The sequence below is a fragment of the Phytohabitans aurantiacus genome, assembly GCF_027923225.1.
GTDB classification, from domain to species: Bacteria; Actinomycetota; Actinomycetes; order Mycobacteriales; family Micromonosporaceae; genus Phytohabitans; species Phytohabitans aurantiacus.
This window is the reverse complement of sequence record NZ_BSDI01000013.1, coordinates 111,647-127,358: the sequence shown is the minus strand read 5'-3', so window position 1 is coordinate 127,358 and position 15,712 is coordinate 111,647. Positions and strand designations below refer to the sequence as shown.

25 protein-coding genes are annotated in these 15,712 nt (G+C 68.1%); 1 reads left to right on the top strand and 24 read right to left on the bottom strand.

All coding sequences use genetic code 11. The features are described 5' to 3' along the window. Window positions 1-5: 5 nt before the first annotated feature. Complete coding sequence (locus QMG73_RS16085) at window positions 6-1,607, bottom strand: ABC-F family ATP-binding cassette domain-containing protein (protein ID WP_281896274.1); 1,602 nt, start codon at window positions 1,605-1,607, stop codon at window positions 6-8. A gap of 31 nt (window positions 1,608-1,638) precedes the next feature. After that, the gene (locus QMG73_RS16080; protein ID WP_281896599.1) at window positions 1,639-2,244 is read right to left on the bottom strand and encodes a class I SAM-dependent methyltransferase; all 606 of its coding nucleotides are present in this window, start codon (window positions 2,242-2,244) and stop codon (window positions 1,639-1,641) included. Window positions 2,245-2,553: 309 nt separating this feature from the next. Between QMG73_RS16080 and QMG73_RS16075 the strand changes: the two genes are divergently transcribed. Then, the gene (locus QMG73_RS16075) at window positions 2,554-3,222 is read left to right on the top strand and encodes a hypothetical protein (RefSeq protein ID WP_281896272.1); all 669 of its coding nucleotides are present in this window, start codon (window positions 2,554-2,556) and stop codon (window positions 3,220-3,222) included. Here the strand turns inward: QMG73_RS16075 and truA are convergent. From truA to rplN, 22 genes are all read right to left on the bottom strand, one after another. After that, window positions 3,211-4,023 (bottom strand): tRNA pseudouridine(38-40) synthase TruA, encoded by an 813-nt coding sequence (gene truA, locus QMG73_RS16070; protein WP_281896269.1) that lies wholly within the window; start codon window positions 4,021-4,023, stop codon window positions 3,211-3,213. The genes QMG73_RS16075 and truA overlap by 12 nt on opposite strands. Window positions 4,024-4,083: 60 nt before the next feature. Continuing rightward, window positions 4,084-4,602, bottom strand: coding sequence for a 50S ribosomal protein L17 (gene rplQ / locus QMG73_RS16065; RefSeq protein ID WP_281896267.1), 519 nt, complete (start codon window positions 4,600-4,602; stop codon window positions 4,084-4,086). Window positions 4,603-4,633: 31 nt separating this feature from the next. Beyond that, the gene (locus tag QMG73_RS16060; RefSeq protein ID WP_281896265.1) at window positions 4,634-5,656 is read right to left on the bottom strand and encodes a DNA-directed RNA polymerase subunit alpha; all 1,023 of its coding nucleotides are present in this window, start codon (window positions 5,654-5,656) and stop codon (window positions 4,634-4,636) included. A 95-nt stretch (window positions 5,657-5,751) separates the two neighbouring features. Then, complete coding sequence (gene rpsD / locus QMG73_RS16055; RefSeq protein WP_265248408.1) at window positions 5,752-6,378, bottom strand: 30S ribosomal protein S4; 627 nt, start codon at window positions 6,376-6,378, stop codon at window positions 5,752-5,754. Between the two features lie 13 nt (window positions 6,379-6,391). Then, complete coding sequence (gene rpsK, locus QMG73_RS16050; protein WP_265248407.1) at window positions 6,392-6,796, bottom strand: 30S ribosomal protein S11; 405 nt, start codon at window positions 6,794-6,796, stop codon at window positions 6,392-6,394. Window positions 6,797-6,814: 18 nt separating this feature from the next. Continuing rightward, the gene (rpsM, locus tag QMG73_RS16045) at window positions 6,815-7,195 is read right to left on the bottom strand and encodes a 30S ribosomal protein S13 (RefSeq protein WP_281896261.1); all 381 of its coding nucleotides are present in this window, start codon (window positions 7,193-7,195) and stop codon (window positions 6,815-6,817) included. A 133-nt stretch (window positions 7,196-7,328) separates the two neighbouring features. Continuing rightward, window positions 7,329-7,442 (bottom strand): 50S ribosomal protein L36, encoded by a 114-nt coding sequence (gene rpmJ, locus QMG73_RS16040; protein ID WP_167925053.1) that lies wholly within the window; start codon window positions 7,440-7,442, stop codon window positions 7,329-7,331. Window positions 7,443-7,514: 72 nt separating this feature from the next. Beyond that, window positions 7,515-7,736, bottom strand: coding sequence for a translation initiation factor IF-1 (gene infA, locus QMG73_RS16035; protein WP_007073013.1), 222 nt, complete (start codon window positions 7,734-7,736; stop codon window positions 7,515-7,517). Window positions 7,737-7,920: 184 nt separating this feature from the next. Then, a complete protein-coding gene (locus QMG73_RS16030; RefSeq protein WP_407676814.1) occupies window positions 7,921-8,445 on the bottom strand; it encodes a DUF1707 SHOCT-like domain-containing protein in 525 nt (174 codons plus the stop codon). Between the two features lie 40 nt (window positions 8,446-8,485). After that, entirely contained in the window at window positions 8,486-9,325 is an 840-nt protein-coding gene (gene map, locus QMG73_RS16025) for a type I methionyl aminopeptidase (protein WP_281896253.1), read from the bottom strand. Between the two features lie 10 nt (window positions 9,326-9,335). Further along, window positions 9,336-9,989, bottom strand: coding sequence for an adenylate kinase (locus QMG73_RS16020; protein ID WP_265248403.1), 654 nt, complete (start codon window positions 9,987-9,989; stop codon window positions 9,336-9,338). Further along, complete coding sequence (secY, locus tag QMG73_RS16015; RefSeq protein ID WP_281896251.1) at window positions 9,990-11,318, bottom strand: preprotein translocase subunit SecY; 1,329 nt, start codon at window positions 11,316-11,318, stop codon at window positions 9,990-9,992. Window positions 11,319-11,551: 233 nt separating this feature from the next. After that, a complete protein-coding gene (gene rplO / locus QMG73_RS16010; RefSeq protein WP_281896248.1) occupies window positions 11,552-11,998 on the bottom strand; it encodes a 50S ribosomal protein L15 in 447 nt (148 codons plus the stop codon). Next, window positions 11,998-12,180 carry a 50S ribosomal protein L30 gene (gene rpmD, locus QMG73_RS16005; RefSeq protein ID WP_281896246.1) on the bottom strand — a complete coding sequence of 61 codons (183 nt, stop codon included), beginning with the start codon at window positions 12,178-12,180 and terminating at the stop codon, window positions 11,998-12,000. The genes rplO and rpmD overlap by 1 nt, the downstream gene beginning before the upstream one ends. Further along, complete coding sequence (gene rpsE / locus QMG73_RS16000; RefSeq protein WP_265248399.1) at window positions 12,180-12,800, bottom strand: 30S ribosomal protein S5; 621 nt, start codon at window positions 12,798-12,800, stop codon at window positions 12,180-12,182. The genes rpmD and rpsE overlap by 1 nt, the downstream gene beginning before the upstream one ends. 12 nt (window positions 12,801-12,812) lie before the next feature. After that, entirely contained in the window at window positions 12,813-13,202 is a 390-nt protein-coding gene (rplR, locus tag QMG73_RS15995) for a 50S ribosomal protein L18 (RefSeq protein WP_281896244.1), read from the bottom strand. Further along, entirely contained in the window at window positions 13,199-13,741 is a 543-nt protein-coding gene (gene rplF / locus QMG73_RS15990; RefSeq protein ID WP_281896241.1) for a 50S ribosomal protein L6, read from the bottom strand. Before rplF ends, rplR begins: the two co-directional genes overlap by 4 nt. A 12-nt stretch (window positions 13,742-13,753) precedes the next feature. Continuing rightward, window positions 13,754-14,161 carry a 30S ribosomal protein S8 gene (gene rpsH, locus QMG73_RS15985; protein ID WP_281896240.1) on the bottom strand — a complete coding sequence of 136 codons (408 nt, stop codon included), beginning with the start codon at window positions 14,159-14,161 and terminating at the stop codon, window positions 13,754-13,756. 64 nt (window positions 14,162-14,225) lie between these two features. Next, on the bottom strand, window positions 14,226-14,411 hold the full coding sequence (locus tag QMG73_RS15980; RefSeq protein WP_007073023.1) for a type Z 30S ribosomal protein S14: 186 nt from the start codon (window positions 14,409-14,411) through the stop codon (window positions 14,226-14,228). Window positions 14,412-14,415: 4 nt separating this feature from the next. Then, complete coding sequence (gene rplE, locus QMG73_RS15975) at window positions 14,416-14,979, bottom strand: 50S ribosomal protein L5 (protein ID WP_281896236.1); 564 nt, start codon at window positions 14,977-14,979, stop codon at window positions 14,416-14,418. Then, window positions 14,979-15,293: a 50S ribosomal protein L24 gene (rplX, locus tag QMG73_RS15970; RefSeq protein WP_265248394.1), complete on the bottom strand. Its 315-nt coding sequence runs from the start codon at window positions 15,291-15,293 to the stop codon at window positions 14,979-14,981. The genes rplE and rplX overlap by 1 nt, the downstream gene beginning before the upstream one ends. 2 nt (window positions 15,294-15,295) lie before the next feature. After that, complete coding sequence (gene rplN / locus QMG73_RS15965; protein WP_089244879.1) at window positions 15,296-15,664, bottom strand: 50S ribosomal protein L14; 369 nt, start codon at window positions 15,662-15,664, stop codon at window positions 15,296-15,298. Window positions 15,665-15,712: the final 48 nt, after the last annotated feature.

The window sequence follows — 15,712 nt, the reverse complement described above, 5'->3', positions numbered from 1 at the left end:
AAGGTTCAATCCCAGACCGGCTCGGTGCTCTCCTTGACCTCGCCATCGTTCTGGAACACCACGTACCGGTCGAAGGAGCGGCAGAACCACCGGTCGTGCGTGACCGCGATGACAGTTCCCTCGAACGCCTTCAGCCCTTCTTCCAGCGCCTCGGCGGATGCCAGGTCGAGGTTGTCGGTCGGCTCGTCGAGCAGCAGCAGCGTCGCACCGGAGAGCTCCAGCAGGAGTACCAGGAAGCGCGCCTGCTGCCCGCCCGACAGCGTGCCGAACCTCTGGTCGCCCTGCCCCGCCAGGTCGTAGCGGTTGAGCACCTTCATCGCGCCGTGCCGGTCCATGCCGTCGCGGTGGTCATCGCCGCGCCAGAGCACCTCGACGAGCGTCTTGTCGATCAGCTCGGGATGATCGTGCGTCTGCGAGAAGTGGCCGGGACGTACGCGGGCACCAAGCCGGGCCACCCCACCGTGAGCCACGGACGACGGTGTCTCCAGCAGCCGGAGGAAGTGTGACTTGCCGGTGCCGTTGGCGCCGAGCACCGCCACCCGGTCGCCGTACCAGATCTCCAGGTCGAAGGGGTAGGTGAGGCCGTCGAGCTCGAGCTGCTCGCACATCACGGCTCGCTTGCCTGTGCGCCCACCGCGCAGCTTGATGCGGATGTCCTGCTCGCGGGGCGGCAATGGCGGCGGTCCGGCCTCCTCGAACTTGCGGAGCCGGGTCTGCGCCGCCTGGTACCGCGACGCCAGGCCGTCGTTGTAGGCGGCCTTCTGCTTGTACATCAGCATCAGCTCGCGCAGCTTCTGATGCTCTTCATCCCAGCGGCGCCGGGACTCCTCCAGCCGCTCGTGCCGGGCGACCCGGGCCTCGTGCCAGGACGCGAACCCGCCCGGGTGCACCCACGCGCTGCCGCCCTCGACGGTGACGACCCTGTCGGCGGTCTGGGCGAGCAGTTCGCGGTCGTGCGAGACGTACAGCACGGACTTGGCCGACTCGCGCAGCCGCTCCTCCAGCCAGCGCTTGCCGGGCACGTCGAGGAAGTTGTCGGGCTCGTCGAGCAGCAGTACCTCGTCGGGGCCGCGCAGCAGCAGTTCGAGCGCGAACCGTTTCTGCTGGCCACCGGAGAGCGTGCGTACCGGCCGGTCGCGGGTCGCGTCCCACGGCTTGCCGAGCACGAGGGTGGACACGGTGTCGAAGAGCACCTCCGCGTCGTACCCGCCGGCTTCGCCCCAGACGGCGAGCGCGTTGGCGTATCCGATCTGGGCGCGCTCGGACTCAGGGCTCTTGTGCAGCGCGGCTTCGGCGGCGGCGAGCCGCTCACCCACCTCGCGCAGCCGCGGCGGCGCCAGCGACATGGCCAGCCCCTGAAGGGTGGTCTCGTCGCCGATCATGCCGATGAACTGCCGCATGACGCCCAGCCCACCCGCACGGGCAACGCCGCCCACGGGCACGGGCAGGTCGCCGGAGACCATCCGGAGCAAAGTCGTCTTGCCGGCGCCATTCGGCCCGATCAGGGCCACCTTCGCACCCTCGCCGACCCGAAACGACACGTCGGCGAAGAGCTCCCGGCCGTCCGGCAGCGCGTGCGCGACACCCGCGACGTCCACGTAACCCACGCCGGCATCCTCCCCGATGCGTCGCCCGCGGTCATCCGACTTTCAGGACCCGGTAGCCCTTCTGACTGGCGTGCCGAGCGACGGGCCAGCCACGTTCGATGATCCACTTCTGGAGGGAGTCGCCGCCGAGATGCCGCGCCACCACCAGCCAGGCCACGCCACCGGGTGCGAGCCGGGGCAGCCACCGGTCGAGCATCGCGTGCAACTCGGGCTTGCCGACGCGGATCGGCGGGTTGCTCCAGAGCTGCGCGAACCGCACGTCGTCCGGTACCTCGTCGGGCGCCGCGACGTGAACGCGGGCGGTGGCACCGACGCGGGCGGCGTTCTCCGTGGCCAGCTCGCGCGCCCGGGAGTTGACGTCGATCGCGTACACCGTGGCGCGCGGCGCGACGGTCGCGAGGACGGAAGCGATCGGGCCGTAGCCACATCCCAGGTCAAGGAACGGACCGGCGGCGTCGGGCCCGGGCAGGTCGGCCTTGCGCAGCAGTACCGCGGTGCCCGGGTCGAGCCGGTCGGCGGAGAACACTCCCCCGGTGCTCACCAGCGAGAACTCGCGCCCGGCGATCGTGAACGCGATGTCGCGGCGCTGCGCGCCAGCTTCCGGCTCGGCGCTGAAGTAGTGGTTCACGGCTGGAATTCTCACACGTGAGCCTGCTTCGAAATTTGTCCGCCTTTTAGGGGTGTGTTGTGAAACGAGATATCTAGCGTATTTGGTCCCGTTACCCTGGCGTCCATGGTGTTCGGGCCCAGCGTTGGACCCGGCGGGTGGTCACCCCCGCCGAGGCATGCCCGCACCCTGCCCCGTGCCCGCACGCGGAGCCGTGGCGCCCGCGCTCGCCGGCCCTTGCACTGCCCGACACCCGCTCCGCCAGCGGATTGGAAACCGCGCCGGCGCGCCCGGCGACCTTCCCGGCAAATCTGGCAGGCGATCATCACGTCCCTCGGGGTGGTCGCGCTGCTGTCGGTGTGCGGCCTGAGCTCGTTCTTCATCGTGGCCGACGAGCGGCAGGGCCGCGACGCGATCGCCTCCGGTGCCGCGCTGCCGACGGCGGTGCCGCGTGACATCGGGTCGCGCGAGGCCGACCCGGAGCCGCTCTCCGCCGCCGAGGTCTTCCCCGGCGAGCAGCTCGCCATCGACCCGGCCCAGCCGCCGTACCTGGTGCTGCGCACCGCCGCGAGCAAGGACTGCCGTGGCGCCGCGGCGGGCCGCGTCGCCCAGTTGCTCGACGAACTCGGGTGCAGCCAGGTGGTACGTGGCACCCTGCGCTCGTCGGACGGCCGGTACCTGGTCACGGCGGGCGTGTTCAACCTCTCCGACGTCGAAGGCGCGGAGTGGGCGCGGGAGAAGATCAAACCGATGGTCGAGGCCGAGCAGGGACGCTTCGACGGCCTGCTCGCCGGCCGCGGTACCGAGGCCATCGCGCTCTCGTCGGCACAGGTCGGCTGGCATGTGCGGGGGCACTACCTCGTGTACTGCGTGATCGCCCGCGCCGATCGCAGGCCGATCATGGACGGCGACCAGCGGGTCGGGCAGATCCTCACCGACCTGCTGGAGACCCACCTGCGGGGCAGCGTCATCGAGAAACGTGCCACCGCCCCGGTCTCAGGCTCGTAGCCGCCTCGTCAGGTCGGCACGCTCGGCGTACTCGGCGGACGTCTCCGGGTATCCAACCTCGACAAGAGTCAGGCCGTGTGCGGGTACGACCATGACCTCGTTGGCGCGCTCCCGGCGGCTGAGCAGCCCGGCGGGCCAGTCCACCGGCCGGCGCCCGTCGCCGACCGACAGCAGCCCGCCCATCAGGCTGCGCACCATCGCCTGGCAGAACGCGTCGGCCTGCACGGTCGCGACAAGTACGCCGTCTGCCTCCCGCCGCCAGTCGAGCCGGCTGATCGCCCGGATCGTGGTGGCGTGCTCCTTGCGCTTGCAGTACGCGGCGAAGTCGTGCTCACCCAGCAGTCCGGCGGCCGCCCTGCCGAGCGCGTCCAGGTCCAACGGGCGCGGCCAGGCGAGCGTGTCGTGCCGGCGCAGTGGATCGGCACCGTATGGGGCGTCGGTGACCCGGTACTCGTACCGGCGGAACGTCGCCGAGAACCGGGCGTCGAACTCCGGCGGTACCTCGGTGGCCGCCCGCACGCGGACGTCCGGTGGCAGCAGTGCCGCCAACCGGCGTACCAGGCCCAGCTCCAGCGCGGTTGGCGGCAGGTCGACGTGGCACACCTGCCCGGTGGCGTGGACGCCGGCGTCGGTACGCCCAGCGACGGTCAGGCCGACCACCTGCTCCGGGCCGACGAGCACGCCGAGCGCCTCGGCCAGTACGCCGGCGACGGTGCGGCGACCGGGCTGAGCCGCCCAGCCCGAGAAGTCCGTGCCGTCGTAGGCGACATCCAGCCGTACCCGCGTCACTTCTCTCCTCAAAGACCGAGGCGTCCTTCAAGTCACAGGGACTCGAAGGACGCCTCCATCACGGTTCGTGCGTTACTTGGCCTCGGCCTCGTCGGCGTCGCTCGCCTCGGCGGCGGGCTCGGTCGACGTGGGCGTGGGCTCGTCGTCGGGGGCGAGCGCCTCGACCTTGTCCTGCTGCGCGGCCTTCTTGGCGGCCTTCTTAGCGGTCTTCTTGGCCGGCGGCGCGGCGACGACCAGCTCCTCGACCAGCTCGATGATCGCCATCGGCGCGGCGTCACCCTTGCGCGGACCGGTCTTCACGATCCGGGTGTAGCCACCGGGACGGTTGGCGAACCGCGGCGCGATCTGGTCGAACAACTCGTAGACCACGTCCTTGTCCCTGACGACCGTCAGGACCCGGCGCCGGGCGTGCAGGTCACCGCGCTTGGCCTTGGTGATGAGCTGCTCGGCGAGCGGGCGGAGCCGCTTGGCCTTGGTCTCGGTGGTAGTGATCTTGCCGTGCCGGAACAGCGCTGTGGCCAGGTTGGCCAGCATCAGCCGCTCGTGCGCGGGGCTGCCGCCGAGGCGGGGGCCCTTGGTGGGCGTGGGCATCGTTGGTGCTCCTCGTTATTTCAGGGACCCGCTAGAGCTGCTCGGTCTCGCGGTAGTCGTCGGAGTCGTAGTCCACCTCGCCGAAGGAGTCCACGACGTGCGCCGGGTCGAAGCTGGGCGCCGAGTCCTTCAGACCCAGACCCATCCCGGCGAGCTTCATCTTGACCTCGTCGATCGACTTCTGACCGAAATTCCTTATATCGAGGAGGTCGGCCTCGGTGCGCCCGATGAGCTCACCCACCGTGTTGATGCCCTCGCGCTTGAGGCAGTTGTAGGACCGGACGGTCAGGTCCAGCTCCTCGATCGGCAGCGCCAGGTCGGCAGCGAGCTGCGCGTCCTGCGGCGACGGGCCGATGTCGATGCCCTCGGCGGTCTCGTCGAGCTCGCGGGCCAGGCCGAAGAGCTCGACCAGGGTGGAGCCGGCCGAGGCCAGCGCCGTACGCGGGCCGATCGACGCCTTGGTCTCGACGTCGATGATCAGCCGGTCGAAGTCGGTGCGCTGCTCGACACGGGTCGCCTCGACGCGGTACGTCACCTTCAGCACCGGCGAGTAGATCGAGTCGACCGGGATGCGGCCGATCTCCGCGCCGGCCTGCTTGTTCTGCGCGGCGGTGACGTAGCCGCGGCCCCGCTCGACGGTCAGCTCCATGTCGAGCCGGCCCTTGCCGTTGAGGGTCGCGAGCTTGAGGTCGGCGTTGTGCACGGACACGCCGGCCGGGGGCTGGATGTCACCAGCAGTGACGTCGCCCGGGCCCTGCTTGCGCAGGTACATGCTGACCGGCTCGTCGTGCTCGGAGCTGACGCACAGCTCCTTGACGTTCATGACGAGCTCGACGACGTCTTCCTTGACCCCGGGGATCGTGGTGAACTCGTGCAGCACACCGTCGATCTTGATGCTGGTGACCGCGGCACCGGGGATGGAGCTGAGCAGGGTACGCCGGAGGGAGTTACCAAGCGTGTAGCCGAAACCCGGCTCGAGCGGCTCGATGGTGAACCGCGAACGGGTCTCGCTGATCGACTCCTCGGAGAGAGTCGGCCGCTGGGTGATGAGCACTGTGTTTCTCTTTTCTGCCGGGGCCGCCCACTATTTGACGACCGCGAACCTGATGGCCGGCGCGCCCCTTGCAGGACGCGCCGGGCCAACGAGCCTTACTTGGAGTAGAGCTCGACGATCAGCTGCTCCTGGACCTGCGTGTCGATGACCTGCCGGGCCGGGAGGGTGTGCACAAGGATCTTCATCTGGCTGGGGATCGCCTCCAGCCACGCCGGCACCGTCTTCGAGCCGGCCTCGGCCTGCGCCACGATGAACGGGGTCAGCTCCTTCGACTTCGGGCGCACGTCGACGATGTCGTGCTCGGTGACCCGGAAGGACGGGATGTCGACCTTCTTGCCGTTGACCAGGAAGTGGCCGTGCTTGACGAGCTGGCGGGCCATGTCACGAGACTTGGCGAAGCCGGCCCGGTAGACCACGTTGTCGAGCCGCGACTCGAGGATCTGCAGCAGCACCTCACCGGTCTTGCCCGGCTTGGCGACAGCCTCCTCGTAGTACCCGCGGAACTGCTTCTCCAGCACGCCGTACACGCGGCGGGCCTTCTGCTTCTCGCGGAGCTGGAGCAGGTACTCCGACTCCTTCGTGCGACCGCGGCCGTGCTGCCCGGGCGGGAACGGCCGGGACTCGAACGGGCACTTCGGACCATCGCACTTGCTGCCCTTGAGGAACAGCTTCATCTTCTCCCGCCGGCAACGGCGGCAGTCAGCACCTGTGTAGCGAGCCATCTCTCGTTCTCCCTCAGACCCGGCGCCGCTTCGGCGGACGACACCCGTTGTGCGGCTGCGGCGTGACGTCGGCGATCTGGCCGACCTCAAGGCCAACGGCCTGCAGCGAACGGATGGCGGTCTCCCGGCCGGAGCCAGGACCCTTGACGAACACGTCGACCTTGCGCATGCCGTGCTCCATGGCGCGGCGGGCGGCCGCCTCGGCGGCGAGCTGCGCGGCGAACGGCGTCGACTTGCGGGAGCCCTTGAAGCCCACCTGACCGGCGGACGCCCAGGAGATCACCGCACCGGTCGGGTCCGTGATCGAGACGATGGTGTTGTTGAACGTGCTCTTGATGTGCGCCTGACCGTGCGCGACATTCTTGCGTTCCTTGCGCCGGACCTTCTTGACGGCCCCGGCACGAGCCTTCGGTGGCATAGGTTGATGCGCTCCTAATTACTTCTTGCCGGGCTTCTTCTTGCCGGCGACGGTCCGCTTCGGGCCCTTGCGAGTGCGGGCGTTGGTGCGAGTGCGCTGCCCACGCACCGGCAGGCCCCGGCGGTGCCGGATGCCCTCGTAGCAGCCGATCTCGACCTTGCGGCGGATGTCCGCGGCGACCTCGCGGCGCAGGTCACCTTCGACCTTGTAGTTGGTCTCGATGTGGTCACGGAGCTGAACGATCTCGTCGTCCGTGAGGTCCTTGGCGCGCTTGTCGGGGCTGATGCCGGTGGCGGCCAGCGTCTCGCTGGCGCGGGTGCGACCGACCCCGAAGATGTAGGTGAGCGCGATCTCCATCCGCTTTTCGCGGGGGAGATCGACGCCGACTAGACGTGCCATGTGCGGGCGTACTCCTCAGGTATCTCACGGAGGTCTGGACCCGCCCCACCCCTCACCTGCCCTGGTGAGGCCCCGGCCTCCGACCGGGGGTAGACCGCTCTGCGGCTGGGGCGAGCATTTTCAGTTGGGCGCGTCAGCCCTGGCGCTGCTTGTGGCGCGGGTCAGCGCAGATGACCATGACCCGGCCGTGCCGGCGGATAACCCGGCACTTGTTGCAGATCTTCTTGACGCTCGGCTTGACCTTCACGGTTTGCCTTTACTTCATCCACGCCCGTGGCCGCGACGCGTCGCGGTGCCGGACTGAAGTGGTTGAACCCGACTACTTGTAGCGGTAGACGATCCGCCCACGAGTCAGGTCGTACGGCGATAGCTCGACGACGACCCGGTCCTCGGGCAGGATGCGGATGTAGTGCTGCCGCATCTTGCCGCTGATGTGAGCCAGTACCTTGTGGCCGTTGGCGAGCTCCACCCGGAACATGGCGTTCGGGAGTGGCTCGATAACTCGGCCCTCGATCTCGATGGCCCCGTCTTTTTTGGGCATGTCCTCCGCTGTCCTGACGTCGGGTTCTTCGGACAGGCTCGCAACGTCTGTTTCACGGGTTGAGGGACCCGCGCCAGCCGCGGCTCCAGATGCCCACAAGAGCGCAGGTGGGCATGCCGGAGTGGACGCTGCGCGCCGATCAGCCAGTGTACGCCCGTTCACGTATCGACAGCAAACTGAGCCGTCAGTCGGCGCCCTCGCTCGCCTCACGTTCGCGTTCGCCCTGCTTACGGGCCCTCTTCTCGATCTTCGCGGCCTTCTTGCGAGCCTGCTTGGCAGCCCACTTCTGGGGCTCACCGGTGACCAGGCCGTTTACGGTGGTGACGAGAAGCACGGCACCCCACGGGCCGGCCACCCATCCGGGCCAGAAATACATGATGTCGCCGACCATGATGCCGATGACCGCCCAGATCGCGACGCACACCGCCACGACGCCGAAGTACCCGTCCCACGTCTCGGCGAGCCATCGCCGGGTCGCATCCGGGACCACCTCGGGCGGCTGGGCTGGCTGCACGGGCACCACCTGGGCGCGCTCCGTCGGCACGGTGCCCGGCAGATCGGCGAGCAGGCGGTCCAGGTCGCCGTACGTCTTCGCCGCGTATGCCTGCTGGAGGCGCTCGTCGTACTCGTGCAGATCGAGCCGGCCCTCGTCGAGCGAGGCGCGCAGCTTGTCGGCCACCGCCTGCCGGTCAGCGTCTCCCGCGCGCATCCCGTCCGGCACTCCCATACATACGAGAATGCCTCACCCGTCAACCGACGGCAGCCAGCGAGCTCACCAGGTTGCCGAGACGGTTGCGGCCACCATCCTCGGCGGTCAGCACCCACACGCCGTCTTCGAGGATCGCCATGGAGTGCTCGACGTGTACCGCCACCGAGCCGTCGCGGGTCACCACGGTCCAGCCGTCGTCCAGCTCCATCGTGCGCGGCGAGCCGATCGTGATCATCGGCTCGATCGCCAGCGCCAACCCGGGTACCAGTCGCGGACCGCGTCCCGGGCGGCCGTGGTTGAGCACGTGCGGGTCCTGGTGCATCTCGGTGCCGATGCCGTGGCCGCCGTAGCCATCGACGATCCCGTAGCGCCCACCGTGCCGTACGGCGGACTCCACGGCGTACGAGATGTCGGTCAGGCGACCGCGACCGGAGGCGGCGCCACGCGCGGCGGCGGCGATACCCGCCCACATCGCGTCTTCCGCCACCTGTGCCATGCGCAGCAGCTCGGGTCGCACCTCGCCGACCGGTACCGTGACCGCGGCGTCGCCGTGCCAGCCGTCCAGTACGGCCCCGCAGTCGATCGAGATGATGTCGCCGTCGCGGAGCACCTGTTTCGGCGACGGGATGGCGTGCACGATCTGCTCGTTGACGGACGAGCAGATCGAGGCGGGAAAGCCGTGGTAGCCCTTGAACGAGGGCACCGCCCCGGCCTCCCGGATCACCGACTCGGCAATCGCGTCCAGCTCGGCCGTGGAGACGCCGGGCGCCACCGCGTCACGCATCTTGGCCAGCGCGGCCGCGACGACAAGGCCGGCGGCGCGCATCTTTTCGATCTGGGCCGGCGTCTTGAGCTGAATGGCGAGTTGGTGGCGGCGCATAAGACTGAGGCTAACCGCCGTACGAGCGCAGGGCGTCGATCGCTCGCACCGTGACATCTTCGACCGGGCCGGTCGCGTCGATGCCCACCAGCTTGCCCTGCGCGCCGTAGTAGTCGACCAGCGGCGAGGTCTTCTGCGCGTACTCGACAAGCCGGTTGGCGATCGTCTCCGGCTTGTCGTCGTCGCGCTGGAACAGCTGCCCGCCGCACCGGTCGCAGACGTCTTCGTGCGTGGTGGCGTCGAACTCGACGTGCCAGATCTTGCCGCAGCCACGACAGGTGCGCCGGCCCGACAGCCGCCGGATGACCTCGTCGTCGTCGACCACGAGTTCCATCACGAGGTCGAGCGCGGTGCCGAGGTCAGCCAGCAGCTTGTCGAGCGCCACCGCTTGCGGGGTGGTGCGCGGGAAGCCGTCGAGCAGGAAGCCGTCGGCGGCATCCGGCTCGGCCAGGCGATCGCGCACCATGTTGATCGTCACCTCGTCCGGGACGAGCTGACCGGCGTCCATGTATCGCCGTGCCTCCACACCTAGCGGAGTGCCCTGCGAGACGTTCGACCGGAAGATGTCTCCCGTCGAAATCTTGGGCACCGCCAGGTGTGCGGCGATGAACTCGGCCTGGGTTCCCTTGCCCGCCCCGGGAGGACCGACCAATACCAACCTCATCTACCGCAAGAACCCTTCGTAGTTCCGCTGCATGAGCTGGCTCTCGATCTGCTTAACCGTCTCCAGGCCGACACCGACCATGATCAGCACGGCGGTGCCACCGAACGGGAAGTTCTGGTAGGCGGTGCTGTCGAGCCAGATGAAGAAGAAGTTCGGCAGGACCGAGATCAAGCCCAGGTACAGGGAGCCCGGAAGGGTGATCCGGCTCAGGATGAAGTCGAGGTACTCGGCGGTCGGCTTGCCAGGACGGATGCCCGGCACGAAGCCGCCGTACTTCTTCATGTTCTCCGCGACCTCGGTCGGGTTGAACGTGATCGAGACGTAGAAGTACGTGAAGAAGATGATCAGGAAGAAGTAGACGACGATGTAGACCCAGTCGGCCGGGTTGGCCAGGTGGTTCTGGATCCACGCTTCGAAGCTGTTGAGGTCGTTCGGGTCGCCGAACTGGAGCGCGAGCTGCGGCAGGTACAGCAGGGACGACGCGAAGATGACCGGGATGACACCCGCCTGGTTGACCTTGAGCGGGATGTACGTCGAGGTGCCGCCGTACATGCGCCGGCCGATCATGCGCTTCGCGTACTGCACGGGAATGCGCCGCTGCGCCTGCTCGATGAAGACGACCGCGGTGATGACCACGAGAACGAGCGCGATGACCAGGAAGAACTCGTCCCAGCCCTGGCTCTCCTTGATCGACCAACCCTCGGAAGGAAGCCGGGCGGCGATCGAGGTGAAGATGAGGACGGACATGCCGTTGCCGACGCCGCGGTCGGTGATCAGCTCGCCCAGCCACATGACGACGCCGGTGCCGGCGGTCATCGTGACGACCAGCGTCACGAGCGTGATCCACATGGGCATTCCGGTGCCCTCGGGGATCAGCGGCCACTCGTTGCACCGGTTGTTGAAGAGCTGACCGGACCGCGCCAGCGCCACGAAGGCGGACGACTGGAGGATCGCGAGGCCCAGCGTCAGGTACCGCGTGTACTGGGTGATCTTCGCCTGGCCGGCCTGACCCTCCTTGCGGAGCTGCTCCAGCCGCGGGATCACGACGGTGAGCAGCTGCAGGATGATCGACGCGGTGATGTAGGGCATGATGCCCAGCGCGAAGACCGACAGCGACAGTAGCGCGCCGCCGGAGAAAAGGTTGAGAAGCGTGAAGACACCGGGCGTGCCGGTCTCCAACGCCTCGATGCACTTCTGCGCGTTGCCGTAGGAAACACCCGGGCTCGGAAGTGTCGCGCCGAGCCGATAGATGGCCACGATACCTATCGTGAACAGCAGCTTCTTGCGCAGGTCAGGCGTGCGGAACGCACTGAGAAACGCGGAGAGCAACTTCTTCCTCCTGCGCGAGGCGGCCGCCTCAGGTGGCGGGGCGGGTTTGGGCACCGGGCGGACGCCCGATATCCATACTGGGAACGGACTCTAACAGTACGGTGTGAGTTCGGGCAGATGCGCCCGGGGACATACACCGGTCACTATATTAACGGGACGAAACACCAGATAGTAGGGCGTGGCGCCCGTCAGTCGCCAGGCAACTGATCGGGCGCCACGTCCGCACTCTCTCGCTACAGCTCGGTGACCGCGCCACCTGCGGCAGTGATCTTCTCCTTGGCCGACGCGCTGAAAGCGTGCGCCGACACCTGGAGCGTGACGCCACCCAGGTCGCCCGTGCCGAGTACCTTGACCGGCTGGCCCTTGCGGACCGCGCCCGCCTGCACCAGCTCGATCGGACCGACCTCGCCGCCCTGCGGGAACAGCTCGGCCAGCCGGTCCAGGTTGACGACCTGGAACACGACCTTGTTCTTGTTCTTGAAGCCCTTCAGCTTCGGCAGGCGCATGTGGATCGGCATCTGCCCACCCTCGAACGCCGCCGAGATGTTCTTCCGGGCCTTCGAGCCCTTGGTACCGCGACCGGCCGTCTTGCCCTTGGAGCCCTCACCGCGACCCACACGGGTCTTGTCGGTCTTGGCGCCCGGGGCGGGCCGGAGGTGGTGGACCTTGATGATCGTCATTACTCGACCTCCTCGACCTTCACGAGGTGGTTCACCGTGAAGATCATGCCCCGGATTTCGGGGCGGTCCTCCTTGACCACCACGTCATTGATCCGCTTCAGCCCGAGCGACCGCAGCGAGTCCCGCTGGTTGCGCTTGGAGCCGATCTCGGACCGGACCTGGGTGACCTTAAGGCGTGCCATTACGCCCCCACCCCCGCACGAGCCGCGAGCATCGCCGCGGGCGCGACATCCTCGACCGGCAGGCCACGACGGGCGGCGACCGCCTCGGGCGCCTCCAGGCTCTTCAGGGCCCGGACCGTGGCGTGCACGATGTTGATCGGGTTGGACGAGCCGAGGCTCTTGGAGAGCACGTCGTGGATGCCCGCGCACTCCAGCACGGCACGCACCGGGCCACCGGCGATGACACCGGTACCGGCAGAGGCCGGCTTGAGCAGGACGACGCCGGCGGCGTCTTCGCCCTGCACGGGGTGCGGGATCGTGGCGGCGATGCGGGGCACCTTGAAGAAGTGCTTCTTGGCCTCCTCGACGCCCTTGGCGATCGCGGCCGGCACCTCCTTGGCCTTGCCGTAGCCGACGCCGACCGTGCCGTCGCCGTCGCCCACCACGACCAGCGCGGTGAAGCTGAACCGGCGGCCGCCCTTGACGACCTTGGCAACCCGGTTGATGGTGACTACTCGCTCGAGATGCGGGGTCTTCTCGACGGGCGCGTTGCCCCCGTCACGACCCCGACCGCGACCTTCGCGACGGCCGCCACCTTCGGTGTTACCGGACCCGCCGCCGCGGCGCTGCTGACCTGGCATTGGTTTTCCTTCCTAAAACTCGAGTCCGGCTTCGCGGGCGGCGTCCGCGAGGGCGGCGATGCGCCCCGCGTACTTGTTGCCACCGCGGTCGAAGACGACCTGGGAGATGCCCGCGGCCTTGGCCCGCTCGGCGAGCAACGTACCCACCTTGCCGGCGAGCGCGCTCTTGTCGCCCTCGGCGCTACGGATGGACACGTCCAGCGTCGAGGCGGACGCCAGGGTGTGCCCCTTGGTGTCGTCGACGACCTGAGCAGTGATGTGCCGCAACGAACGCGTGACCACGAGGCGCGGACGCTCGGACGAGCCGAGCACGTTCTTGCGGACGCGGAAGTGCCGACGCGCCCGCCCGACGGCGCGCTGCGCGGCGACACCGCGGCGGCGCTTAAGCAGAGTCGCGCTCACTTCTTACCTGCCTTTCCAGCCTTACGGCGGATGACCTCGCCCTGGTACTTGACGCCCTTGCCCTTGTAGGGCTCCGGCGGGCGGATCTTCCGAATGTTGGCGGCAACCTCGCCGACCTGCTGCTTGTCGATGCCGGCCACGTGGAAGAGGGTCGGCCGCTCCACCGTGAAGGTGATGCCGTCCGGCGCCTCGACCAGTACCGGGTGCGAGAAGCCGAGGGCGAACTCGAGGTCCTTGCCCTTGGCCGTGACCCGGTAACCGGTGCCAGCGATCTCCAGGCTCTTCCGGTATCCCTCGGTCACGCCAAGGATCATGTTGGCGACCAGGGTGCGGGAGAGGCCGTGCAGCTCCTTGGCCTTGCGCTCGTCGTTCGGCCGGATGACGTTCAGCTGGCCGTCGTCGCCGCGCTCGACCGAGATCGGCTCGGCGACGGTGTGCGAGAGCTCGCCCTTGGGGCCCTTGACCTTGACGGTCCGGCCGTCGATGGTGACGTCGACGCCCGCGGGGACCGGGATCGACTTACGTCCGATTCGCGACATGGTAGATCTTCCTCACCAGACGTAGGCGAGGACTTCCCCGCCCACCCCTCGCTTGCGGGCCTGCCGGTCGGTGAGCAGTCCCTGAGACGTCGAGATGATCGCTACGCCCAGGCCGCCGAGAACACGCGGCAGCTCCGGCGACTTCGCGTACACGCGCAGGCCGGGCTTGGACACGCGGCGGATGCCGGCGAGGCTGCGCTCGCGGCTCTGGCCGTACTTGAGCTCGACGTTCAGTCGCTTGCCGACGACACCCTCCTCGGGCTCCTCGACAGACCAGGCGGCGATGTAACCCTCGGCCTTGAGGACCTCGGCGATGTTCGCCTTGATCTTCGAGTAGGGCATCGTCACCCGGTCGTGGTACGCCTGGTTGGCGTTACGCAGACGCGTGAGCATGTCTGCGATCGGGTCAGTCATCGTCATGGGTGTGAATCAGCCTTTCTCGCCGCGGTTCCCAGCCCCGCCGGGCCTACGGCGAAGAGAAGTTCTACCAAGATGCCTTGGAAACGCCTGGCAGCTCACCGCGGTGAGCCATCTCCCGGATGCAGACCCGGCAGAGACCGAACTTGCGGTAGACCGCCTTCGGACGCCCGCAACGCTGGCACCGGGTGTATGCGCGCACCGAGAACTTCGGCTTCGCGGCCGCTTTCAGGATCAGCGCCTTCTTCGCCATTAACTCAGTTCTCCTTGAACGGGAAGCCCAGGAGCTTGAGCAGCGCCCGGCCCTCGTCATCGGTCGTGGCCGTGGTGACCACCGTGATGTCCATGCCCCGGACACGATCGATCCGGTCCTGGTCGATCTCGTGGAACACCGACTGCTCGGTCAGACCGAACGTGTAGTTGCCGTTGCCGTCGAGCTTGCGGGCGTCGAGACCACGGAAGTCGCGGATACGCGGGAGCGCGATCGACAGCAGGCGGTCCAGGAACTCCCACATGCGGTCGCCGCGGAGCGTCACCTTGGCGCCGATCGGCATGCCCTCGCGCAGCTTGAACTGCGCGATCGACTTCTTGGCCCGACGCACCAGCGGCTTCTGGCCGGTGATCGTGGCGAGATCGCGGACCGCGCCGTCGATCAGCTTGGCGTCACGAGCGGCCTCGCCGACACCCATGTTGACGACGATCTTGACCAGGCCGGGCACCTGCATCGGGTTGGCGTAGTTGTGCTGCTCCTTCAACTGCGCCACGATCTCGTTGCGGTACCGCTCCTTGAGGCGCGGGAGAGTCTTCACAGGGGCAGTCATCACAGGTCCTTACCGGTACGGCGCGAGATGCGGACCTTCTGGCCGTTCTCGTCGACCCGGAAACCGACGCGGGTCGGCTTGCCGTCGGAGTCCACGACAGCCACGTTCGAAACGTGGATCGCGGCTTCCTGGGTGACGATGCCACCGGTCTTCGCACCGCGCTGGGTGGTGCGGATGCGGGTGTGCTTCTTGACGCGGTTCACGCCCTCGACGATGACCTTGTCCTGCCGCGGGTAGGCCGCGATGACCTTGCCCCGGGCACCCTTGTCCTTGCCGGCGATGACCTCGACCGTGTCGCCCTTCTTAACCTTCACGGTTAGAGCACCTCCGGTGCCAACGAGATGATCTTCATGAACCGCTTGTCCCGCAGCTCGCGCCCAACCGGGCCGAAGATACGGGTGCCGCGGGGGTCGCCGCCGTCCTTGATGATGACGGCCGCGTTCTCGTCGAAGCGGATGTACGACCCGTCGGGCCGCCGCTTCTCCTTGGCGGTGCGCACGACGACCGCCTTGACGACGTCGCCCTTCTTGACACCCGCCCCGGGGATCGCGTCCTTGACCGTGGCCACGATGACGTCGCCGATGCCGGCGTAGCGCCGACCCGAGCCACCGAGAACCCGGATGCACAGGATTTCCCGAGCACCCGTGTTGTCGGCGACGCGCAGTCGCGACTCCTGCTGAATCACGTCAAACTCCTATGTCTGCCAGTTCTCCCAGGGAGCTTGGCGGAACGG